This is a genomic window from Bradyrhizobium sp. USDA 4452 (assembly GCF_054063575.1).
In genome coordinates, this window is sequence record NZ_JBSSGK010000001.1 from 5698410 (window position 1) to 5715842 (window position 17433).

Genomic DNA, 17433 nt, shown 5'->3' on the forward strand with positions numbered 1-17433 from the left:
GCGCCGTCACATGAGGAAGCTTCCATGAAATTCTTTCGCGAAGCCGAGCCCGGCATCTTCATCGCGACCGGCCGCCTGCAGACCGAGCAGGATGGCTGCGACTGGACCGCGGAATACACCGCGCTGCTTGCAGCGAACCGTCCGTTTGCCGTGATCGTCAATGTCAACGATCAGCCGGATGTCGCCGCCGGCAAGCCGATGGTGCTGTGGATGAAGGCGCGCAAGGCCGAGCTCGGCCGATTGATCCGGGTCACGGTCTACATCGCCGATGATGAGGAGGAGCGCGCCGAGCTCGAGCGCAACCTTCCCGGACGGGCCAAGGCGTTGCCCTATCCGGCCGCGATCGCAGCCAGCGAGGCCGACGCGCTCTTCCTCGCGCGCGCCAGCTTGATCTAGGGCGCGGACTCATCAACGCGCAACCATAGCGCAAGCTGGACCAAGGCGAGGTGATTGACGGCAAGCTGTCGACACGCGTTGCGACCCGACGACGCTATTTGATCCGATCGAAGAACGGTGACGCGAGGCCTAACGCCCGCCAGGTCCGAAATCGCTGATGTGGTCAGCCGCTCCGGTTTTCTTGATGAAGGCGAGCAACAGCGCGCCGAGCCGAACCGGCTGCTCCTGTTGGATCCAGTGACCGGCGCCGTCGATCAGCGCGATGTCGCCCATCCTCGTCGCCGCCTTCGTCCTCATCAGATCGAGCGCGCCCGGCGCCGCATAGGTGCCCCAATCGCTTGTCCCGCCGATGAAGAGCGACGGGACATCGATCGTCCTGCCCGAAAGCAGGCGCAACTCAGCGTTCAGGTCAGGATCGGAAAAGACGCGATAAGCCTGCAGGGCGCCTTGAAACCCGGTGCGGCCATACTCCTCCGTGTACACGCCAAGCTCCGGCTCGGTGAGCCATTTGCAGGCCGAGACCTCGGCCGCGGAAGGGTGGAATGGAGCGACGGTCTGCGGCATCGTCTTGCCAAGATCCATCACGTAATAGGTGGGCATTTGCGCAAGTTCGGTGGCGGTTCGCGCCTTCAATGGATGCGGCTTGTTGCCCGGCCAGTCAGCGCTCTTGACGTGGAAGAATGCGCGAAGAAACGCGTGGAGGCCTTGAGGGGGGTGCCACATGTCATCGTTTGCCCCCCGTGTGCTCAGGTATTGCTGATAATACTGTCTCGGCGGATCGAGCGCCGCCAGCGCGGCCGCTAACTTTTGATCGTCGGTGTTCGGTCGAACCGACGATGGCTCGCGGTCCGCAATGTCGAACGGAAACGCCGGCACACCGGGAAACGGTGCGCTCATCAGCACCACCGAGGGAAAGACGTCAGGTCGCGCCAGCGTACAATAGGCCGCCACGGGCGAGCCGAAGTCGTGCCCGACGAGCATTGCCGTGCGCCGATATCCCAACGCCGAAACCAGTCCGAGGGCATCACGCGTCATGTTCAGGAGGCTGAACGATGCCAGCGGGGCGTCATAGCTGTTCACCCAACCGGTGGTGCGGCCGAAGCCCCGCTGGTCGGGCGCCACCACGTGGTATCCGGCGTCGGCAAGTAGCGGAAGCAGGTGTCGCCAGCCATATGCCAAATCCGGAAAGCCGTGCAGAAGCAGCGCGAGCGGCCGGCCGCGGCTTTCGTAACCGGCTTCGAGAATATGGACATCGAGGCCATTGACCCCGCGGATCATGCGCGAGCGAACCGCCTTGGGAAGCGTGCCCTCGCCATATGCCGATGTGGTCAAATCAACTTCTCCTATGGGCTTTGCGCGGGCCGGCCGAAGTGAAGCCGCGACGAGGCCGGCCGCGCCCATCGCCAAGACGGCTCGTCGAGATGCCGATGGCTCAAAACTGACGGGATCACTCATGAGGAGCGCACCGTCCGCGTGCAGGCGCCTGACCTGGGCATTGGGGCATCGCCGGTTTTCCTACTATGGCGATCACCATACTATGTCGATCGCCATAGTAGCGTCAAGCGAAAGGTGTTACGGTCACGGCATGCCACGTAAGACTGACGCCCGCGCTCGCGCGATTGCCACGGCCGAACGCCTGTTTCGCATCCAGGGCTACACGGCGACCGGATTGACCCAGATCATTGAGGAAAGCGGTGCGCCCAAAGGATCGTTCTACTTTCACTTTCCACGCGGCAAGGCACAGCTCGCAGAAGAAGCAATCGATCATTACGTCGCGGGTAGAATTGCGGTCCTGCGGAATATCTCGGCGAATACGACGGGCGATGCGCTGAAGTTTGTTCAGCAGCTTTTCAGCGCATTCGCGGCCGAAATGGTCGCCTCGGATTTCCAGTACGGATGTCTGATGCAAAATCTGGCGAATGAGCTGCCCGCGCTCGACGCTGAGCTGACCAAACGGGTAGCGCGCGGATTTGTCGATTCGACCGAGATCGTCGCTGAGCATTTCAGAGGGTGCGGTTTCGCTCCCGCGCGCGCGTCCTCTACCGCAGCCGCGTTGGTAGCCGCTCTCGAAGGCGCGCGAACGATTGCCCGCCTGGAGCGCACCCCGGCTGTATTCGAAGCGCTCGCGGATGTGAGTTGCCAAAGCTGCCTGTCACCAAAATGACGAGAGGTTCGCCGCCGCGATAACCTCATGTCGGCTCCCGGCCCTTCAAGACATAGATCTCGGCCGCTTCGCGCGCGAAACGGATCGCGAAACGAAGAAGTTGATGGGTACACGGCCTCAGGCATGATCCGATAGATCATGCTCCATCAAAGCAGCTCACGGCTCGAGCGCGACGAACCTGAAAGCGTCGCCGTCGCGCTTGATGTGGCCGGCGTTGAAATGCCCGCCGATCACCAGCGTCGGCGTGTCGGCGAAGCGCGAGAACAATTCGCGCCGCGTCGCGGCCGACTGCTTCTGGTCGGAGTCTGCGGTCGACGACCAGTCGAGGTGGTACATCTGGCAGGGATGATGGGCGACGTCGCCGGTCAGCAGTGCTTCCGCGCCGCCGGACCTGATGCGGATGCTCATGTGGCCGGGGCTGTGCCCCGGCGTCGGGATCAGTGTGATCTCCTCGGTCAGGCGATGGTCGCTCGGCACCAGCTCGGCCTTGCCGGCATCCGCGATCGGCTTCACCGAGTCGGCGAACACGGCGGCATGCGCGGCATCGTCGCTATGGTCGCGCCAGTGCTCGAATTCGGTCCGGCCGAACACGTAACGCGCATTGGCGAAGGTCGGCACCCATTTGCCGCCGACGAGCTTCGTGTTCCAGCCGACATGGTCGACATGCAGATGCGTGCACAGCACGGTATCGATGCCGTCAGGCGCAAATCCGGCCGCGGTCAGCTTCTCCAGGAACGGATCGCTGCGGTTGTTCCAGGTCGGCACGTTGCGACCCTGCTTGTCGTTGCCGAGCCCGGTGTCGACGATGATGCGGTGCTCCGGCGTCTCGACCAGCAGCGAGTGGATCGACATTTTCAGCCGGCCATCCTCGTTGGCGAAATGCGGGATCAGCCAGGGCAGGCTCTGGATCTCTTCCCGGCCGGCCAGCGGCAGGATGAAGCGCGTGCTGCCGACAGTCTCGAGCTCGACGACTTTTGTGATCTTGACCTTGCCGATCGTCCATTGCATGCGGCGTGCCCTCGGTTTCTTGTTTCTTACCGGACCATGCTTGTTTCCGCGCGCCGGCGCAATGGATCGAGTCGGCGCCTCCCGCGTTACTGTTCGTTGCATCGAAGGAGTGCGCGAATGCCGGAACTCACAATCTCCCCTGAAAAGGTTGGCTTCTTGATCGAGAAGGCGCGGGAATTCGACGTCAAGGAGGGGATCGTCGATCCCGACTCCGGCTCGAATGGGGCCGACGACGAGATGATCGACGTGCTGGAGGATAACGGCAGCGATCCGGTGGCGCGCGAGATATCGGGATTCATCGATGCGCTGAGCGAGGACGAGCAGGTCGACCTCGTCGCGCTGATGCGGCTCGGCCGCGGCGACGGCACGATCGAAGAATGGGCCGATCTCCGCCGCGAAGCCGCGCGCGGACGCAACGGACGTACCGCAAGCTATCTCTTGGGCGAGCCGATGCTCGGCGATCTGCTTGCCGAAGGGCTCGACGAGTTCGGCATACCACCGAGCGACGCGCGCATCACGCCGGTTCAGTAGGCAGTCGAAGCGTGCTGTTCCCCTTTCCTCGCCCCGCTTGCGGGGAGGGGTCGTAATTCAAGCTAAGCTTGAATTACGGATGAGGGGAGTTTCAGCATACTTCGCTATCACCTTCGCGGTGACAGTCCCTCACCCCTAAGAACGGGGAGAGGGGGAAGATCATCGGGCGCAGTCGACGATCACGGTGCCGATCTTGTCGCCTTTCTCGACGGCGAGATGGGCATCGGCGGTCTCCGCGAGCCCGAATTGGCCGGCGATGTTGTGCACGCGGGTGCCCGATTCCAGCCATTTGGTGATGTCGGCCTGCGCGGCGGCGAGCAGCGGCGGCGGCAGCGCGAACAGCACCAGCGCGCGCACCGTGATGCACTTCTCCATCAATTCGCGCACCGGCAGTGTCGGCGTGCGGTTGCCGTTGGTGGCATAGACCGCGATCGTCGAGTTCATCGCCATGAGCTTCAGCGTGGTCGCAAGGTTGCCGCCGAAATCGACGTCGATCACGCGGTCGACGCCGCGGTTCTCGGTGAAGGCCATCACCTTGGAGACGACGTCCTCGGTCCGGTAGTTGACGATGGTGTCGGCGCCGGCAAGCCGCGCCTCGACGTCCTTGACCTCTGAGCTCACCGTCGCGATCACGCGCGCACCGCCCCATTTGGCCAATTGCACGGCGTAATGGCCGACCGCACCGGCGCCGCCGGTGACCAGCACCGTCTGTCCTGCGACCGGACCGTCGGCAAACAGCGCGCACCACGCCGTCATGCAGGGAATGCCGAGCGTTGCGCCGGCCGCGAAGGACACGTCCTGCGGCAGCGGCGTCACCAGATAGTCGGCGAGCGTGATGTACTCGGCCGCGGTGCCGAAGGCGCGGCCGTTGCGCTGGCCGTTGAACAGCCAGACGCGGTCGCCGACGGCAAAGCGCGTCACGCCTTGACCGATCTGGTCGATGATCCCGGCGCCGTCGCTGTTCGGGACCACGCGTGGAAACTCCATCGCGCGATAGTTGCCGCTGCGGCGGCCGACATCGGCCGGATTGACGCCGGATGCCTCGAGCCGAACCCGGACCTCGCCCGGGCCCGCGTCGGGTGTCGGCATTTCGCCGACGGTAAGCACCGCCGGCGCCGCACCGGTTCGTTCGTACCAGACGGCTCTCATCGAGCGCCCCTTTCGAGCGGCGGCACTAGAGCGTGCCCGGGAAGGCACCGCCATCGAGCAGCAGATTCTGCCCGGTGATGAAGCCGGCCTTGGCGCCGCACAGGAACGCGCAAGCATAGCCGAATTCGTCGGGATGGCCGAAGCGGCCGGCGGGATTGAGCTTCGCACGCTCGGTCAGGACCTGGTCGGCCGAGATGCCGCGCTTTTCAGCCTCAGGCTTGGCGGTGCCGCGCAGGCGGTCGGTGTCGAACGGGCCCGGCAGCAGGCCGTTGATGGTGACGTTGTTGATCACGGTCTTGCGCGACAGGCCGGCGACGAAGCCGGTGAGGCCGGCGCGGGCGCCGTTGGACAGGCCGAGAATTTCGATCGGCGCCTTCACCGCGGCCGAGGTGATGTTGACGATGCGGCCGAACTTGCGCGCCATCATGCCGTCGACGGTCGCCTTGATCAGCTCGATCGGCGTCAGCATGTTGGCGTCGATCGCCTTGATCCAGTCGTCGCGGGTCCAGTTGCGAAAATCGCCGGGCGGCGGGCCGCCGGCATTGTTGATCAGGATGTCCGGTTCGGGGCAGGCCTTGAGCACGGCTTCGCGCCCTGCCGCGGTCGTGATGTCGCCGACGATCTCGGTGACGGTGACGGCCGGATGAGCCTTGCGGATCTCGTCGGCGGTCTGCTTCAGCGCCTCGGCGCCGCGCGCGGTCAGCGTGACATGCACCCCTTCATTGGCGAGCGCGATCGCGCAGGCGCGGCCCAGTCCCTTGCTCGATGCGCAGACGATGGCGCGGCGGCCTTTGATTCCAAGATCCACGAGTTCACTCCCTGTGATGTCGGGTAGGTTTTTAAAGTTTCGCTGGCGCCAGTCTAGCCAAGCCCGGCGGCGCCGGTAAGAGAGGTGCAATGCATAAGTGCATGCCGGGCAGGAACTGGGGGGTGAGCCGTTGGGTTAGATGCGCTGCTCGCGCCGCAGCCGCTCGATCGCCATCGTGGCTTCGGGCGGTAGCGAGCGGAATCCGGCCTGTCCGGCGGCGGAGAACCACGGCCGCAATTGCGATCCGTTGAGGAATCGCGGCTGTTTGGCGAGCGGCACCAGTTGATCGAACACCAGCACCAGCGTGGTCACGACGAGGCCGACCCTGAGCGCGCCGAGCAGCGCACCGCCGAGCCGGTCGCCGATCCCGATCTCCGAGCCCATAGTGTCGTCGAGCATCGTCCGCGCCATCTTTCCGAGGATGACGCCGATCAGGAGGAAGAGACCGAACAGCAGCACCCCATTGGGCGGAAGCGGCGAGGACGGCAGCGTTGCGATGTGAGGCCCGACCATCGCCAGCACCGCGACCGCAAGCGGCATCGCGACGAGATAGGCTAGGATGGTGACCGCGCTGCGCAGCAGGCCGGTCGTGAAGCCGGTGACGACCGCGAACAGCAGCCCGAGCGTCACGAAGATGTCGAAGAGGTTCATGGATAAGGAATTCCTGCCCCAATCTCCTAAAGCACGATCCGGAAAAGTGCGAAGCGGTTTTCCGATGAGATCATGCTCAAAGAGCTAAGGCGCGATGACGATTCAACCTAATCACATCGCGCCTTAGCGTCCCCTGGTTGATCAAACCTGCTTACATCAGGGACAATTGTCGCTATCACTCGTCCGCTGCAATCCAGGAACCTGTCGATGTCCGACCTATTCGATGTCAGTAAAGAAATCATCCTCATCACCGGCGCCTCGCAAGGGCTCGGGCGGCAATTCGCCCGTGTGCTGGCGGCGCATGGCGCTGCGGTGGTGCTGGCAGCGCGCCAGACCGCGAAGCTGAAAAGCCTCGCGGAGGAGATCAATGCCAAGGGCGGTCGCGCCGCCGCGGTGCAGATGGACGTCGCGGATATTTCCGGCATTGCGAAAGCGCTCGACGCCGCAGAAGCCGCGCTCGGTCCGGTCTCGGTCCTGATCAACAATGCCGGCATCGCGATCGAGAAGTTGTCGACCGAGCAGACCGAGGCGGACTGGGATGCGGTGGTCAACGCCAATCTGAAGGGCGCCTACTTCCTTGCGACCGAATTGGCGCGGCGCATGATCCTGCGCAAGCAGCCGGGCAACATCGTCAACGTCGCCTCGGTGCTCGGGCAGGGCGTGCTGAAAGCGGTTTCGCCTTATGCGATATCCAAGGCCGGCATGATCCAGGGCACCAAGGCGATGGCGCTGGAGCTCGCGGGCAACAACATCCGCGTCAACGCGCTGGCACCGGGCTACATCGACACCGAGATGAACCACGATTTCTGGTCGACGCCGGCGGGCGAGCGGCTCGCAAAACGGATTCCGCAGCGCCGCGTCGGCGCCGAATCCGATCTCGACGGCGCGATCATGCTGCTTGCCTCCAACGCCTCACGCTACATGACCGGCACCGTGGTGACGGTGGATGGCGGGTTCCTGTTGAACTAGGGCGCGTACTCATACCGGGATGCCCGCTTACAGAAGCGGAGCAGACACTTGGCTTGACGTCAGGGATGTCGGCTTGTGACCCATAGCGGAAGTTCAGCGAAACGCCCTCCAGCTACGGCGCCGTACCAAGTGCTCTTATTGATACGATGACCATCCTAGCGCGCTCGTGATCAAACCGGCCAAAGTCCATGTGCACGGACTCAGCCCATTCGAGATACTTCATCAAAGCCTCGTCGGTCGTATTGTCGCGAACCATGGCGGCGATAGTACCAACATAGCCATCGTATTCATCGGCGGGGCACCCGCCAATCGGGTCCCACTGCCGGTTCAATATATCTCTGATCTGACCGCGCCAGACGCGAGAAGCTTCTTTGTCTATCGCCATAGACCTAATCCTCAACTTGAGTGGCAGCATCTTCCATAGTAGGTCAAGTTTACCTTGTCCGCGCTTCCCCATAGCTGGCGGTTCGTATGATCACGGGGAACGTCGGCTCTTCGCGGTGAACCGGAAGTTACCTGGCTCTGTCGCTATGGGCGGGTTTTGACCTCGCGCGACATCGGCTTGTTCAGGAAACGCGCGTCCTAACTTGTCATCTCAAGGCTGACCATGACATCCTCGCCAGTGCGAGCGGCCTCGTATAGTCGCCTTTTCTCAACCGCGGACGAAATAGCCGCGATCAGTTCGGTCACGTCCTGTCCAAGATGGCCGGCATTCACAACTCTGACGACGTAAGGAGGTTCGACGGCATTGATACCGCCCGTCCCCATCGAATCTACAAATGCATTGACGCTCGAGCCGTGCCAATCCGGCGCGCCAATTGCGATTTTGAGCGCGCTGACAAAATCAGCAGACGTATTCCACTTACTGGCGTCCAGCTCGATAATCCGCATTTGATCACCTTAACACCCTCTAGGAGAGCCCTCTTTAACATCGCTAAATCGTTTTATTCAAATCGTGCCGATCACCAGCGATAGTCGCATAGTGGCCCGAAGCTGCCCAGCTGAGCGCGGAGCAAGGTCCGCTTTCAAGGCGAGAACGGACGCTTGCTGCCCTGGCCACGTCGTCTGCCTCTGACCCATTGCGGTCATCGCGGACTGCAGGCATGGAAGGCCGCGATGCACGAGGCGATGCTCGAACGCCTATCCGCGCAACATGGGGAATGAGATGGCGCAAGAGACCATTGCGGCAGCAGGCAATACAGAAGTCCCAGCGTATCTCACGCTTATTGACCATGGATATTCGGTCGATCGTGTCGATAAGGACGGCGAAGAGCATTGGATTGCGAAGAAAGGACCGCTCGAACTTGTCGCCGATAGCCCGCTACAACTCCTCGGCCTCCATCTCTTAAGAAGCGAACGTGGACCGCGTTGGCAGGCAGCCGATAACGAGATCGATGGATTTCTCAAACGGTTTTACCCGTCGAAGGGATGAGCGGGACTGTCATTCCGTCATTTGGCGACGTCTGGTTATGGCCCTAAGCTGACGGTCTGGATGACCACCCGGAAGGTCGGTTCTTCGAGGGTAACCGGAAGTCCCTTGGCTTGGCGCTATGGACGGCTTGTGACCCCGAAGCCGACATGGAGGTCCGCTGCCATCCTCTCCGGGTAGTAAGCGGCTGGGAAAAGCTCGGCGGATGGATTTGCGGCCTTCCACGGGCACGCGCGCCGACTCGCATCCGCCTAAAGTGGCGACCTGACTAGGCGAGCAGCTAACCGACGCCGATCAGGATCACAGGATTGTCATCGCCACAGCGGAATAGGGCGGTTCTTCATTCGATCTTTCCTGCGCGTCCCCCCGCCACCTGGCCGCTGCGCTCAAGCCGGCCATCAAATGATCATCCAGCGACGGAATGAGGCTCGAATGAAGTTTATGGAAACCTTCTCCCGGTTAGTCGGCGCTGGCTTCCTTCTTGCACTTTGGGCGTGTTCGTCGGCGGCGCAGAGCGGGAAGGATGTTCGCGACAGCATGGCCGTGACCTACCACTTCGTTCAGATTGATGGAGTAAACGTCTTTTACCGGGAGGCAGGTCCGAAGGATGCGCCAGCAATCCTTCTGCTCCATGGTTTTCCGTCCTCCTCCCGCATGTTCGATCCGCTTTTTCCGCTACTGGCCGACAAATACCATCTCATCGCTCCCGACTATCCCGGTTTCGGGCATTCAGAAGCGCCGCCGCCGGAGAAGTTTCAGTACACGTTTGAACATCTCGCAAATATCGTTGACAGACTTACGGAAACGCTGCGTCTCACCAAGTACACCATGTATATGTCGGACTACGGCGGCCCGATTGGCTACCGTTTGGCCCTTGCCCATCCCGATCGAGTGGCCGCACTGATCGTGCAGAACGCTGTCGCCCATGACGATGGGCTTGAGGAAAAGATCTGGGCACCGCGCCGAGCGTTCTGGGCCGATAGAGCCTCTCATGAAGATCGAGTCCGCGCAGGGCTTATGTCCGCTGAAATCGCGAAGATGAGGCACCTCGGGAACTCACCGCACCCTGACCGGTACAATCCTGATCTGTGGACGGACGAAGCCGCGTTTCTTGCCCGTCCTGGCATGGCGCAAATTCAAATCGAGCTCTTCTATGATTATCGGAGCAATGTCGAACAATATCCTGCGTATCAAGAATACCTGCGAGAAAAGAAACCGCCCACTCTTGTGCTATGGGGGAGATACGACCCAAACTTTTCGGTTCGAGAAACGGATGCGATTAGGCGCGATGTGCCCAATGCTCAAATAAACATACTGCAAGCCGGACACTTCGCACTGGATGAGGCCTGTGCAGAAATTGCGATTCTGATAAGAAAGTTCATGGGTTAACTCAGCAAGTTTTGCGGCAGATCGGCGCCATTGCTGGTGGGGCTCACCCTAACTCACCAGATACATTTCCGCTCCTCGCCGGTAGCCGACCTCCGCGTCGGGCAGCGCAATGACCGGCGTAGCGTGCAGATGTCTTGTCCGGCAAAGCGCTGTCAAAAAAGATTGATGAGCCGAATCCCGTGCAGCCAAGCCCCGTTCTAGACGATCGGTCTGATCCATGGCACCTCGGAAAAGCGTGGTGAAATCAGCTTTGGTTGGGGCTCGGTTACTACCGAGCGCCGACCGGTTGACGAGAGAATCTTCAACAAACAATGTCCGCCGATACCTTCGCGGTTGGGTGGATTCCAGCATGAGAGGTCACGCATGTTTCGCAATATCGCGCTTGGAATGACGATCACTCTCGCGGCTCTAACAGAGCCGGTGGCCGGGGCACAGCAAAAGCACCATGTCAGCTACGATACGCCGGCAACTCGGACGGTATACACCCAACAACACGTCATCGACGTTGGCGACATTCCGGGACATCAAGCCCGGCTCTTCGAAATTCGGCGGACCTATGGAGACGATGCTCCCCTCATCAACGGGTCGAGGTTGAAGGAGCAGTGGACGCGCGGCATGTCGGACTACATCGATAACAATGGTCCGGCCCTCATCTACAACGTCTGGATACTGGAGAATGGCGACAAATTTTTTGTCAGGACATCTCTGGTCGCGCAAAGCAGTGGAGATGGGAAGCTGACGAACATGACATCGGGCGTCATTACTGGAGGCACAGGTAGCCTCGCCAGGATTCACGGCATCATCAGCAGCCATGGGCCGTCCGAGCCGAACGCCGGCGTCAATGCCAATCAGACCGACATCGACTATTGGATGGAGTGAGAAGGTCTTCGCGACAGGCGATGGACCGGCGGGAAATTGCCGATCCATGATGTCCGCTTCTGATACGGAGCATCGTGATCAAAAAATGACCGGAACCATCCGCTATCGACCATGGAGAATTCCCATGCCGCACCGTCGAAACGGGCCGACTGGGATGTTCTTGTTTTGCCTGTTCACCCTCATGCCGACGGCACGGCCGGCGAGCGCGGAAGTCACCCGGATCGAGTTCACGTCGAAGCAGCCTTACGGCACATTTCGTGCTGGCGATTATGTGATCTGGCAGGGCAGGATTCACGGCGACCTGTCGCCGCAAGAGGCCATTCCGGGGATCGACAAGGCGTCGCGCAACGAACACGGTCGCGTCGACTACGCCGCAAAGATCATTCTCATGATGCCGGCGGCTCCCCGCGAGGGAAACGGCGCATTGCTGGTGGACGTACCCAACCGCGGACAGGTCTGGGCCGAGGCAATCTACAACTCGCCACGCGATGTGCGGTTTCTCCCGGGTACGCTGGAGCAAGGCACCGGGTTTCTGCAGGACCACGGTTTCGCGGTTGCGGAGGTTTTTTGGGAGCTTGGACAGGGCGCGGAGCTGCCGTCTTTCGCCGACGCAGACGGCAAGACACGCTTCGTCGAGGGAGTGGGCTTTGCGATCGTCCGCGACGCCGCCGATTTCCTCGCGCATGCAGCCTCCGACAAAGGTGGAACGCCCAACCCGCTCGAGGGAACGATCAACCGCGTGCTCGCGAGCGGCAGGTCCCAGGATGGACGATTCCTGAAGACCTTTCTCCTGAACGGCTTCAACATGATGGGCAACCGGCGCGTCTTCGACGGCATGCATGTGTTCGTCTCGGCCGCCGGCCTTCTTCCGATCCTGCAGACGGGCCTTGGACCAATGTCGAGCGCCGAGGGGGCTCCCACATTCGACAATCCGGATTTTCCCGGTGTGAATGACGGACCTCTCACGATCGGCGAGATCACGGCCAAGGTCGAGGCGCGGGGCGAGGTGCCTCCGAGGATGATACTCGTGAACTCCACCACGGACTACTATTCGCTGCGCGCTTCGCTTGGCCGCACGGGCGCGTCCGGAACCGCGGATCAGCCACTGCCCGCCAATGTGCGGATGTACGATATCGCGGGAGGCCCGCATGTACCCGCCCCCAGGGCACCGGCTTGCACCCTGACGCCGGGTCGCCTCGATTGGTCGCCGCTGTCGCGGGCCCTGCTGCTGCATCTTGACGCCTGGGTAAGCCGCGGCACCAAGCCGCCCGCCAGCGAACTGATGTCGCTTGAAGTCGCGGGCGGCGAGCCACCTGCGCTGCGCGCTCCGACTCGGCTTTCCGCCGCAGTGATACAAGTGCCGAAGCGCGATCAGGACGGCAATGCGCTTGGCGGCGTGCGGCTGCCGGATGTCGCGGTGCCGACCGGCACCAATGGCGCCCAGAACCAGCCGCAGACATTCACCTGCATGCTGATCGGGTCCTTCTCGCCATTCGCAGCGACGAAAGCGGAACGAGAGCGTACCGGTGACGCCCGCCCGTCGATCGAAGAGCGCTATCATGGCCGCGACGATTACGTGAACCGGATCCGGATCGCCGCCCATGATCTGCTGGCGCGTGGGTTTCTGCTGCCGGACGACGCGGCAGTGATCGTTCAGGAAGCCGCGTCGACCAACCTGTTCGCGCCCGCGCCAACGAATGCCGAGCCACGTTGAGTGAGCCAAGCCGGAGCCTGTGCCGGCCATCGAGCTAGTGGATGGAGTAAGAGGGGCTCCGTCACTTGCTGAACGCCGCATCCGAGCAAAGAGGCATTTGGAGTGGAACTGATCGACAGCTGCGCTGGCTATTTTTGGCGGAAACTCGACAGCTTCTTCCTGAACGCGCAGCATCCTCCGCTCGAAAGGCTCAGAGGTTTTGCCGACGATGTTACGTCCGCCATGAAACGCTTCCGTTATGCGCATGCGTCAAGGTCCCGGGCTACGGGCGTAGGGGCGTCTGCACGATTTCTGGATAATCGAAGTATGCCGCTGATTTGCCCGACGAGTCAAGTTGCCGTGTCGGCCGGCAGCCGCCGGCTACTGTGCATGGGGTTGTTTTCGATATTTTGGCGGTGCGCCCTGCGGCGGCAGGCTATCGCGTTGGGCTATCAGCAGTTTGGCAGGGTGGGAAGAGGCGCTCTTGCGCCATGCCCACCGCCACGAGCCGTGCAAGGAGGGGGCTACCCACCCTGCGCATTTGATGACCCCGCCCGCATCTCGGCCTTGATCATGTCGGCGGCCTTTTCGCCGATCATGATGGTCGGCGCATTGGTGTTGCCGCCGATCAGGGTCGGCATGATCGAGGCATCGACCACGCGTAAGGCTTCGAGCCCATGCACGCGCAGCGTCGGATCGACCACAGCGAGCGGATCGCCGGTGCCCATCCGGCAGGTGCCGACCGGGTGATAGACGGTGTCGGAGCGCGCCCGCAGGATGCTGCGGATATCGTCGTCGGTGCGGACATCCGCTGTGAACATGTCCTTCTGCTGCAGCGCGCGCAGCGCCGGCGTGTCGAGCAGCCGCTTCGTCATCTTGAAGCCCGCGACCATGGTCTCGACGTCGCTGTCCTCGCCGAAGAAATTCGGATCGATCGCGGGGGCTGCCAGCGGATCGGCGCTGTTCAGCCAGACGCTGCCGCGGCTTGCCGGGCGCAGCAGGCAGACATGGCAGGAGAAGCCGGTGCCCCAGCGCGGCTTGCGGCCATGGTCTTCCACCATGGCCATGCAGAAATGCAGCTGGATGTCGGGGACGTCGAGCTCAGGTCGCGTCTTCAGGAAGCCGCCGCATTCGGCGACGTTCGAGGTCATCGGGCCGCGCCGCTCGCGCCGGTACTGCCCGATCCCCTTGATGATGCGCCCGATGCCGCCCCACGACAGTCCCGAGAAATAGGGGGCGTCGGCAGCGAAGCCGAACACGAAATCAGGATGATCCTGCAGGTTCTGTCCGACACCCGGCAGCTGATGCACGCTGGCGATGCCGTGCTTGCCGAGCGCCGCGGCGTCGCCGACGCCCGACAGCATCAGCAATTGCGGCGACTGGAACGCGCCGGCCGAGAGGATGACCTCGCGCCGCGCGCGCAGCACCTTCTTCTCCTTGCCCTGCATGTATTCGACGCCGACGGCACGCTTGCCCTCGAAGAGGATGCGGGTCGCCTGCGCCTGCGTCTCCACGCGCAGATTGGGCCGGCGGCCCATGTGGGGATGGATATAGCCGCGCGCTGCGCTCCAACGCTCGCCATTCCGCTGGGTCACCTGGTAGATGCCGAGCCCTTCCTGTTCGGCGCCGTTGAAATCGTCGCGGATCCGGAATTGGGCCTCGCGCGCGCCCTGCAGGAACATCTCCTTGACCGGATTGTCGGACTGCAGGCCGGTGACGTTGAGCGGGCCGCCCTTGCCGTGATATTCGCCGTCGAGCTCGGTGTTGTGCTCCGAGCGCTTGAAATAGGGCAGCACGTCGGCGTAGCTCCAGCCGGTATTGCCGAGCGAAGCCCAGTGATCGTAGTCGGCGCGATGGCCGCGGATATAGACCATGGCATTGATGGCGCTCGAGCCGCCGAGCCCCTTGCCGCGCGGTTGATAGCCGATGCGGCCGTTCAGTCCCTTCTGCGGCACCGTGTCGAACGCCCAGTTGTTGAGCTTGCCCGAGAGCATCAGGATGATGGCGCCGGGCGTGGTCACCACCCAATTGTCGTTCTTGCCGCCGGCATCCAGCACCGCCACCGAGGTCGCCGGATCCTCCGACAGCCGCCCGGCCACCGCGCAGCCGCCAGAGCCTGCGCCCACCACCACGAAATCGAATGTGTCAGTCACGTACGTTTCCCCCTTGGCTATTCTTCTTTGTCATTCCGGGGCGCGCGCAGCGCGAGCCCGGAATCCATTTATCCGCGTCACTGCGGCGCGATGGATTCCGGGCTCGATGCTTCGCATCGCCCCGGAATGACAGTCACGACAACATCCGCATCACTTTCTCCAGCCGCGCGATCTTCGCGCCGTAGGGCGGATAGAGATCGGCGAGCCGGTTGAAGCGCGAGCGGTAGAACACCGGCTTCAGCTTGGTCAGCGTCTTGAATCCCCATTCGCCGTGATAGGCGCCGGTACCGGACGCGCCGACGCCGCCCATCGGCTGATAGGCCTGCGCGAAATGGAACAGGCAGTCATTGATTGTGACGCCGCCCGACACCGTGCGCGCCAGCACCTCATCGCGGGCGGCATTGTCGGTGCCGAACCAGTACAGCGCCAGCGGGCGGTCGCGCCGGTTGATGAAGGCGATCGCCTCGGTTGCGTCGCTGGTGCCCATGACCGGCAGCAGCGGTCCGAAGATCTCCTCCTGCATCACGGTCATCTCCGGCGTCGCATCGACGATGACGGTTGGCGGAAATTTCCGCACTCCCTTCCATTCGGGATCGTTCGGCGCGGCCGGCTGCATGATCGTCGCGCCCTTCGCGGCGGCGTCGGCGACGAGGCCCTCGAGCCTTGCATAGTGCCGGTCCGAGACGATCGAGGTGTAGTCGGGGTTTTTCGGATCGGCGCCGAACATATGCTGCATGTGGCCCTGCAGCCGCAGCGCGAACGGCTGCACCGAGGCTTGCGGCACCAGCACGTAATCGGGCGCGATGCAGGTCTGGCCGGCATTGAGCAGCTTGCCGTAGGCGATGCGCTGCGCGGCCTCGTCGAGGTCGGCGGAGCCGTCGACGATCGCGGGCGATTTGCCGCCGAGCTCGAGCGTCACCGGTGTCAGGTTGCGGCCGGCCGCCTCCGCGACCAGCCGGCCCACGCGGGTTGAGCCGGTGAAGATCAGATGATCGAACGGCAGCGCGGCAAAGGCCGTTGCGATGTCGTCGTCGATATCGGTGACCGCGAGCTCGGTATGGTCGAATTTCTTCTCGATCACCTCCGCAAGCAGCTCGGCGAAGCGCGGCGCCAGCTCGCTCGGCTTGATGATGGCGCGGTTGCCGGCCGCGATCGCGGCGACCGCGGGCGCCAGGGTCAGCTGCAGCGGATAATTCCAGGGCGCGATGATCCCGACCACGCCGAGCGGCTGCGGGATCAGCCGATTCCTGGCCGGCGCGAACTGCACCGTGGTCGGGATCCGCTCGGGCGCCATCCAGCCTTTGAGGTGCCTGGCCGCATGCTTGATCTCGCCGAGCACCAGCATGGTCTCGGCGATCGCAGTCTCGACGGTGGAGCGGTGGCCGAAATCGGCCGAGATCGCCGCCTCGAATCGCGCTTCGTTCTCGGTCAGCGCGGCGCGCAGGCGGCGCAGGCGGTCGAGCCGCGCCTGCAATGTCGGCGCCGGTTCGCCGCGCGACAGCTCGAATTGGCGGTGAAAGACCTCCTCAAGCGCATGCAGTCCCGGGCTCTTCAATGGCCGGTCCATGGCATTTCCCCTCGGATGACGTTTCCTTGACGGATTTTGTTGGCGCCAAGCTCCGCTTTTGCGCGCGATCTGGCAAGGCCCGGTTCCCGGCGGTAAAATTTGTCAGGAAAACCGGTGATTTGGACGTCACAAAATCCTCAAAAACCCGCATCCGGGGCTTTCCAAACCGTACTCACGTTGATACATACCCCTCGCACCCGATGGCTTCGGCCCGGGTTGCCTTCTCAGGAAGCATCCGGACGGATCGATCGGCGCCGTTAGACGCGTCGGTCGACAGGTTCGGGCACCCTTTCTGTAGGGCATGCAACGGTTTAACGCGGGGTGGAGCAGCCCGGTAGCTCGTCAGGCTCATAACCTGAAGGTCATAGGTTCAAATCCTATCCCCGCAACCAAATAACTCTATGATATGGCAGAGATTTTTGGAAGGCCGCCTAAGGGCGGCCTTCTTGTTTTGGGACCGTGTCGCCACCGTGTCGCCACGCTACAAGCGCCGCACTCAACGTCTAAACGGCAGCTCACGCGACCCGATGAGGTGGATTCTCTAGCGTCGCACCAGTCCATGAGCGGCGCCATGACACTTGCTGGACCGGGCCAATCGCGCAAACAATCCTGCCTAGGCCTAGAAGGTCGAGCGACCGCCTCAACGG

At 62.6% G+C, this 17433-nt stretch carries 17 protein-coding genes and 1 tRNA gene; 9 read left to right on the plus strand and 9 right to left on the minus strand.

The features are described from left to right. Positions 1 to 24: 24 nt before the first annotated feature. The gene (locus ACVISU_RS27180; RefSeq protein ID WP_456708898.1) at positions 25 to 396 is read left to right on the plus strand and encodes a hypothetical protein; all 372 of its coding nucleotides are present in this window, start codon (positions 25 to 27) and stop codon (positions 394 to 396) included. 129 nt (positions 397 to 525) lie between these two features. Here the strand turns inward: ACVISU_RS27180 and ACVISU_RS27185 are convergent, their stop codons facing one another. Beyond that, entirely contained in the window at positions 526 to 1674 is a 1149-nt protein-coding gene (locus ACVISU_RS27185; protein WP_456710905.1) for an alpha/beta fold hydrolase, read from the minus strand. A gap of 307 nt (positions 1675 to 1981) precedes the next feature. On the opposite strand from ACVISU_RS27185, the gene ACVISU_RS27190 reads away from it, so the two are divergent. Further along, on the plus strand, positions 1982 to 2560 hold the full coding sequence (locus ACVISU_RS27190; protein ID WP_050404993.1) for a TetR/AcrR family transcriptional regulator: 579 nt from the start codon (positions 1982 to 1984) through the stop codon (positions 2558 to 2560). Between the two features lie 156 nt (positions 2561 to 2716). Here the strand turns inward: ACVISU_RS27190 and ACVISU_RS27195 are convergent, their stop codons facing one another. Beyond that, positions 2717 to 3568 carry an MBL fold metallo-hydrolase gene (locus tag ACVISU_RS27195; protein ID WP_456708899.1) on the minus strand — a complete coding sequence of 284 codons (852 nt, stop codon included), beginning with the start codon at positions 3566 to 3568 and terminating at the stop codon, positions 2717 to 2719. Positions 3569 to 3685: 117 nt separating this feature from the next. Between ACVISU_RS27195 and ACVISU_RS27200 the strand changes: the two genes are divergently transcribed. Further along, positions 3686 to 4099, plus strand: coding sequence for a DUF3775 domain-containing protein (locus ACVISU_RS27200; RefSeq protein ID WP_456708900.1), 414 nt, complete (start codon positions 3686 to 3688; stop codon positions 4097 to 4099). 159 nt (positions 4100 to 4258) lie between these two features. On the opposite strand, the gene ACVISU_RS27205 is transcribed toward ACVISU_RS27200, so the two are convergent. The 3 genes from ACVISU_RS27205 to ACVISU_RS27215 all read right to left on the minus strand — a co-directional run bounded on the left by ACVISU_RS27205 (position 4259) and on the right by ACVISU_RS27215 (position 6707). Beyond that, entirely contained in the window at positions 4259 to 5248 is a 990-nt protein-coding gene (locus ACVISU_RS27205) for an NADPH:quinone reductase (protein WP_456708901.1), read from the minus strand. A gap of 25 nt (positions 5249 to 5273) precedes the next feature. Further along, positions 5274 to 6056: an SDR family oxidoreductase gene (locus ACVISU_RS27210; protein ID WP_456708902.1), complete on the minus strand. Its 783-nt coding sequence runs from the start codon at positions 6054 to 6056 to the stop codon at positions 5274 to 5276. A 135-nt stretch (positions 6057 to 6191) separates the two neighbouring features. Continuing rightward, the gene (locus ACVISU_RS27215) at positions 6192 to 6707 is read right to left on the minus strand and encodes a CvpA family protein (RefSeq protein ID WP_456708903.1); all 516 of its coding nucleotides are present in this window, start codon (positions 6705 to 6707) and stop codon (positions 6192 to 6194) included. A gap of 207 nt (positions 6708 to 6914) precedes the next feature. Between ACVISU_RS27215 and ACVISU_RS27220 the strand changes: the two genes are divergently transcribed. Next, complete coding sequence (locus tag ACVISU_RS27220; protein ID WP_456708904.1) at positions 6915 to 7676, plus strand: SDR family NAD(P)-dependent oxidoreductase; 762 nt, start codon at positions 6915 to 6917, stop codon at positions 7674 to 7676. A 112-nt stretch (positions 7677 to 7788) separates the two neighbouring features. On the opposite strand, the gene ACVISU_RS27225 is transcribed toward ACVISU_RS27220, so the two are convergent. Beyond that, on the minus strand, positions 7789 to 8061 hold the full coding sequence (locus ACVISU_RS27225; RefSeq protein WP_456708905.1) for a hypothetical protein: 273 nt from the start codon (positions 8059 to 8061) through the stop codon (positions 7789 to 7791). Between the two features lie 197 nt (positions 8062 to 8258). Further along, positions 8259 to 8567 (minus strand): barstar family protein, encoded by a 309-nt coding sequence (locus ACVISU_RS27230; protein ID WP_456708906.1) that lies wholly within the window; start codon positions 8565 to 8567, stop codon positions 8259 to 8261. Positions 8568 to 8841: 274 nt separating this feature from the next. Here ACVISU_RS27230 and ACVISU_RS27235 point away from each other — a divergent pair, with 274 nt between their 5' ends. The 4 genes from ACVISU_RS27235 (at position 8842) to ACVISU_RS27250 (ending at position 13087) form a co-directional block, all read left to right on the plus strand. Next, positions 8842 to 9108, plus strand: a complete 267-nt coding sequence (locus tag ACVISU_RS27235) for a hypothetical protein (RefSeq protein WP_456708907.1) — start codon at positions 8842 to 8844, stop codon at positions 9106 to 9108. A gap of 429 nt (positions 9109 to 9537) precedes the next feature. Next, positions 9538 to 10494, plus strand: a complete 957-nt coding sequence (locus tag ACVISU_RS27240) for an alpha/beta fold hydrolase (RefSeq protein WP_456708908.1) — start codon at positions 9538 to 9540, stop codon at positions 10492 to 10494. A gap of 363 nt (positions 10495 to 10857) precedes the next feature. Continuing rightward, positions 10858 to 11373, plus strand: coding sequence for a hypothetical protein (locus tag ACVISU_RS27245; RefSeq protein WP_456708909.1), 516 nt, complete (start codon positions 10858 to 10860; stop codon positions 11371 to 11373). 46 nt (positions 11374 to 11419) lie between these two features. Next, positions 11420 to 13087: an alpha/beta hydrolase domain-containing protein gene (locus ACVISU_RS27250; RefSeq protein WP_456708910.1), complete on the plus strand. Its 1668-nt coding sequence runs from the start codon at positions 11420 to 11422 to the stop codon at positions 13085 to 13087. 503 nt (positions 13088 to 13590) lie between these two features. On the opposite strand, the gene ACVISU_RS27255 is transcribed toward ACVISU_RS27250, so the two are convergent. After that, positions 13591 to 15219: a GMC family oxidoreductase gene (locus tag ACVISU_RS27255; protein WP_456708911.1), complete on the minus strand. Its 1629-nt coding sequence runs from the start codon at positions 15217 to 15219 to the stop codon at positions 13591 to 13593. A gap of 133 nt (positions 15220 to 15352) precedes the next feature. Then, on the minus strand, positions 15353 to 16786 hold the full coding sequence (locus ACVISU_RS27260) for a coniferyl aldehyde dehydrogenase (RefSeq protein WP_456708912.1): 1434 nt from the start codon (positions 16784 to 16786) through the stop codon (positions 15353 to 15355). A 315-nt stretch (positions 16787 to 17101) separates the two neighbouring features. Between ACVISU_RS27260 and ACVISU_RS27265 the strand changes: the two genes are divergently transcribed. Continuing rightward, positions 17102 to 17178: transfer RNA gene (locus tag ACVISU_RS27265), tRNA-Met, on the plus strand. The last annotated feature ends 255 nt before the right edge of the window (positions 17179 to 17433 follow it).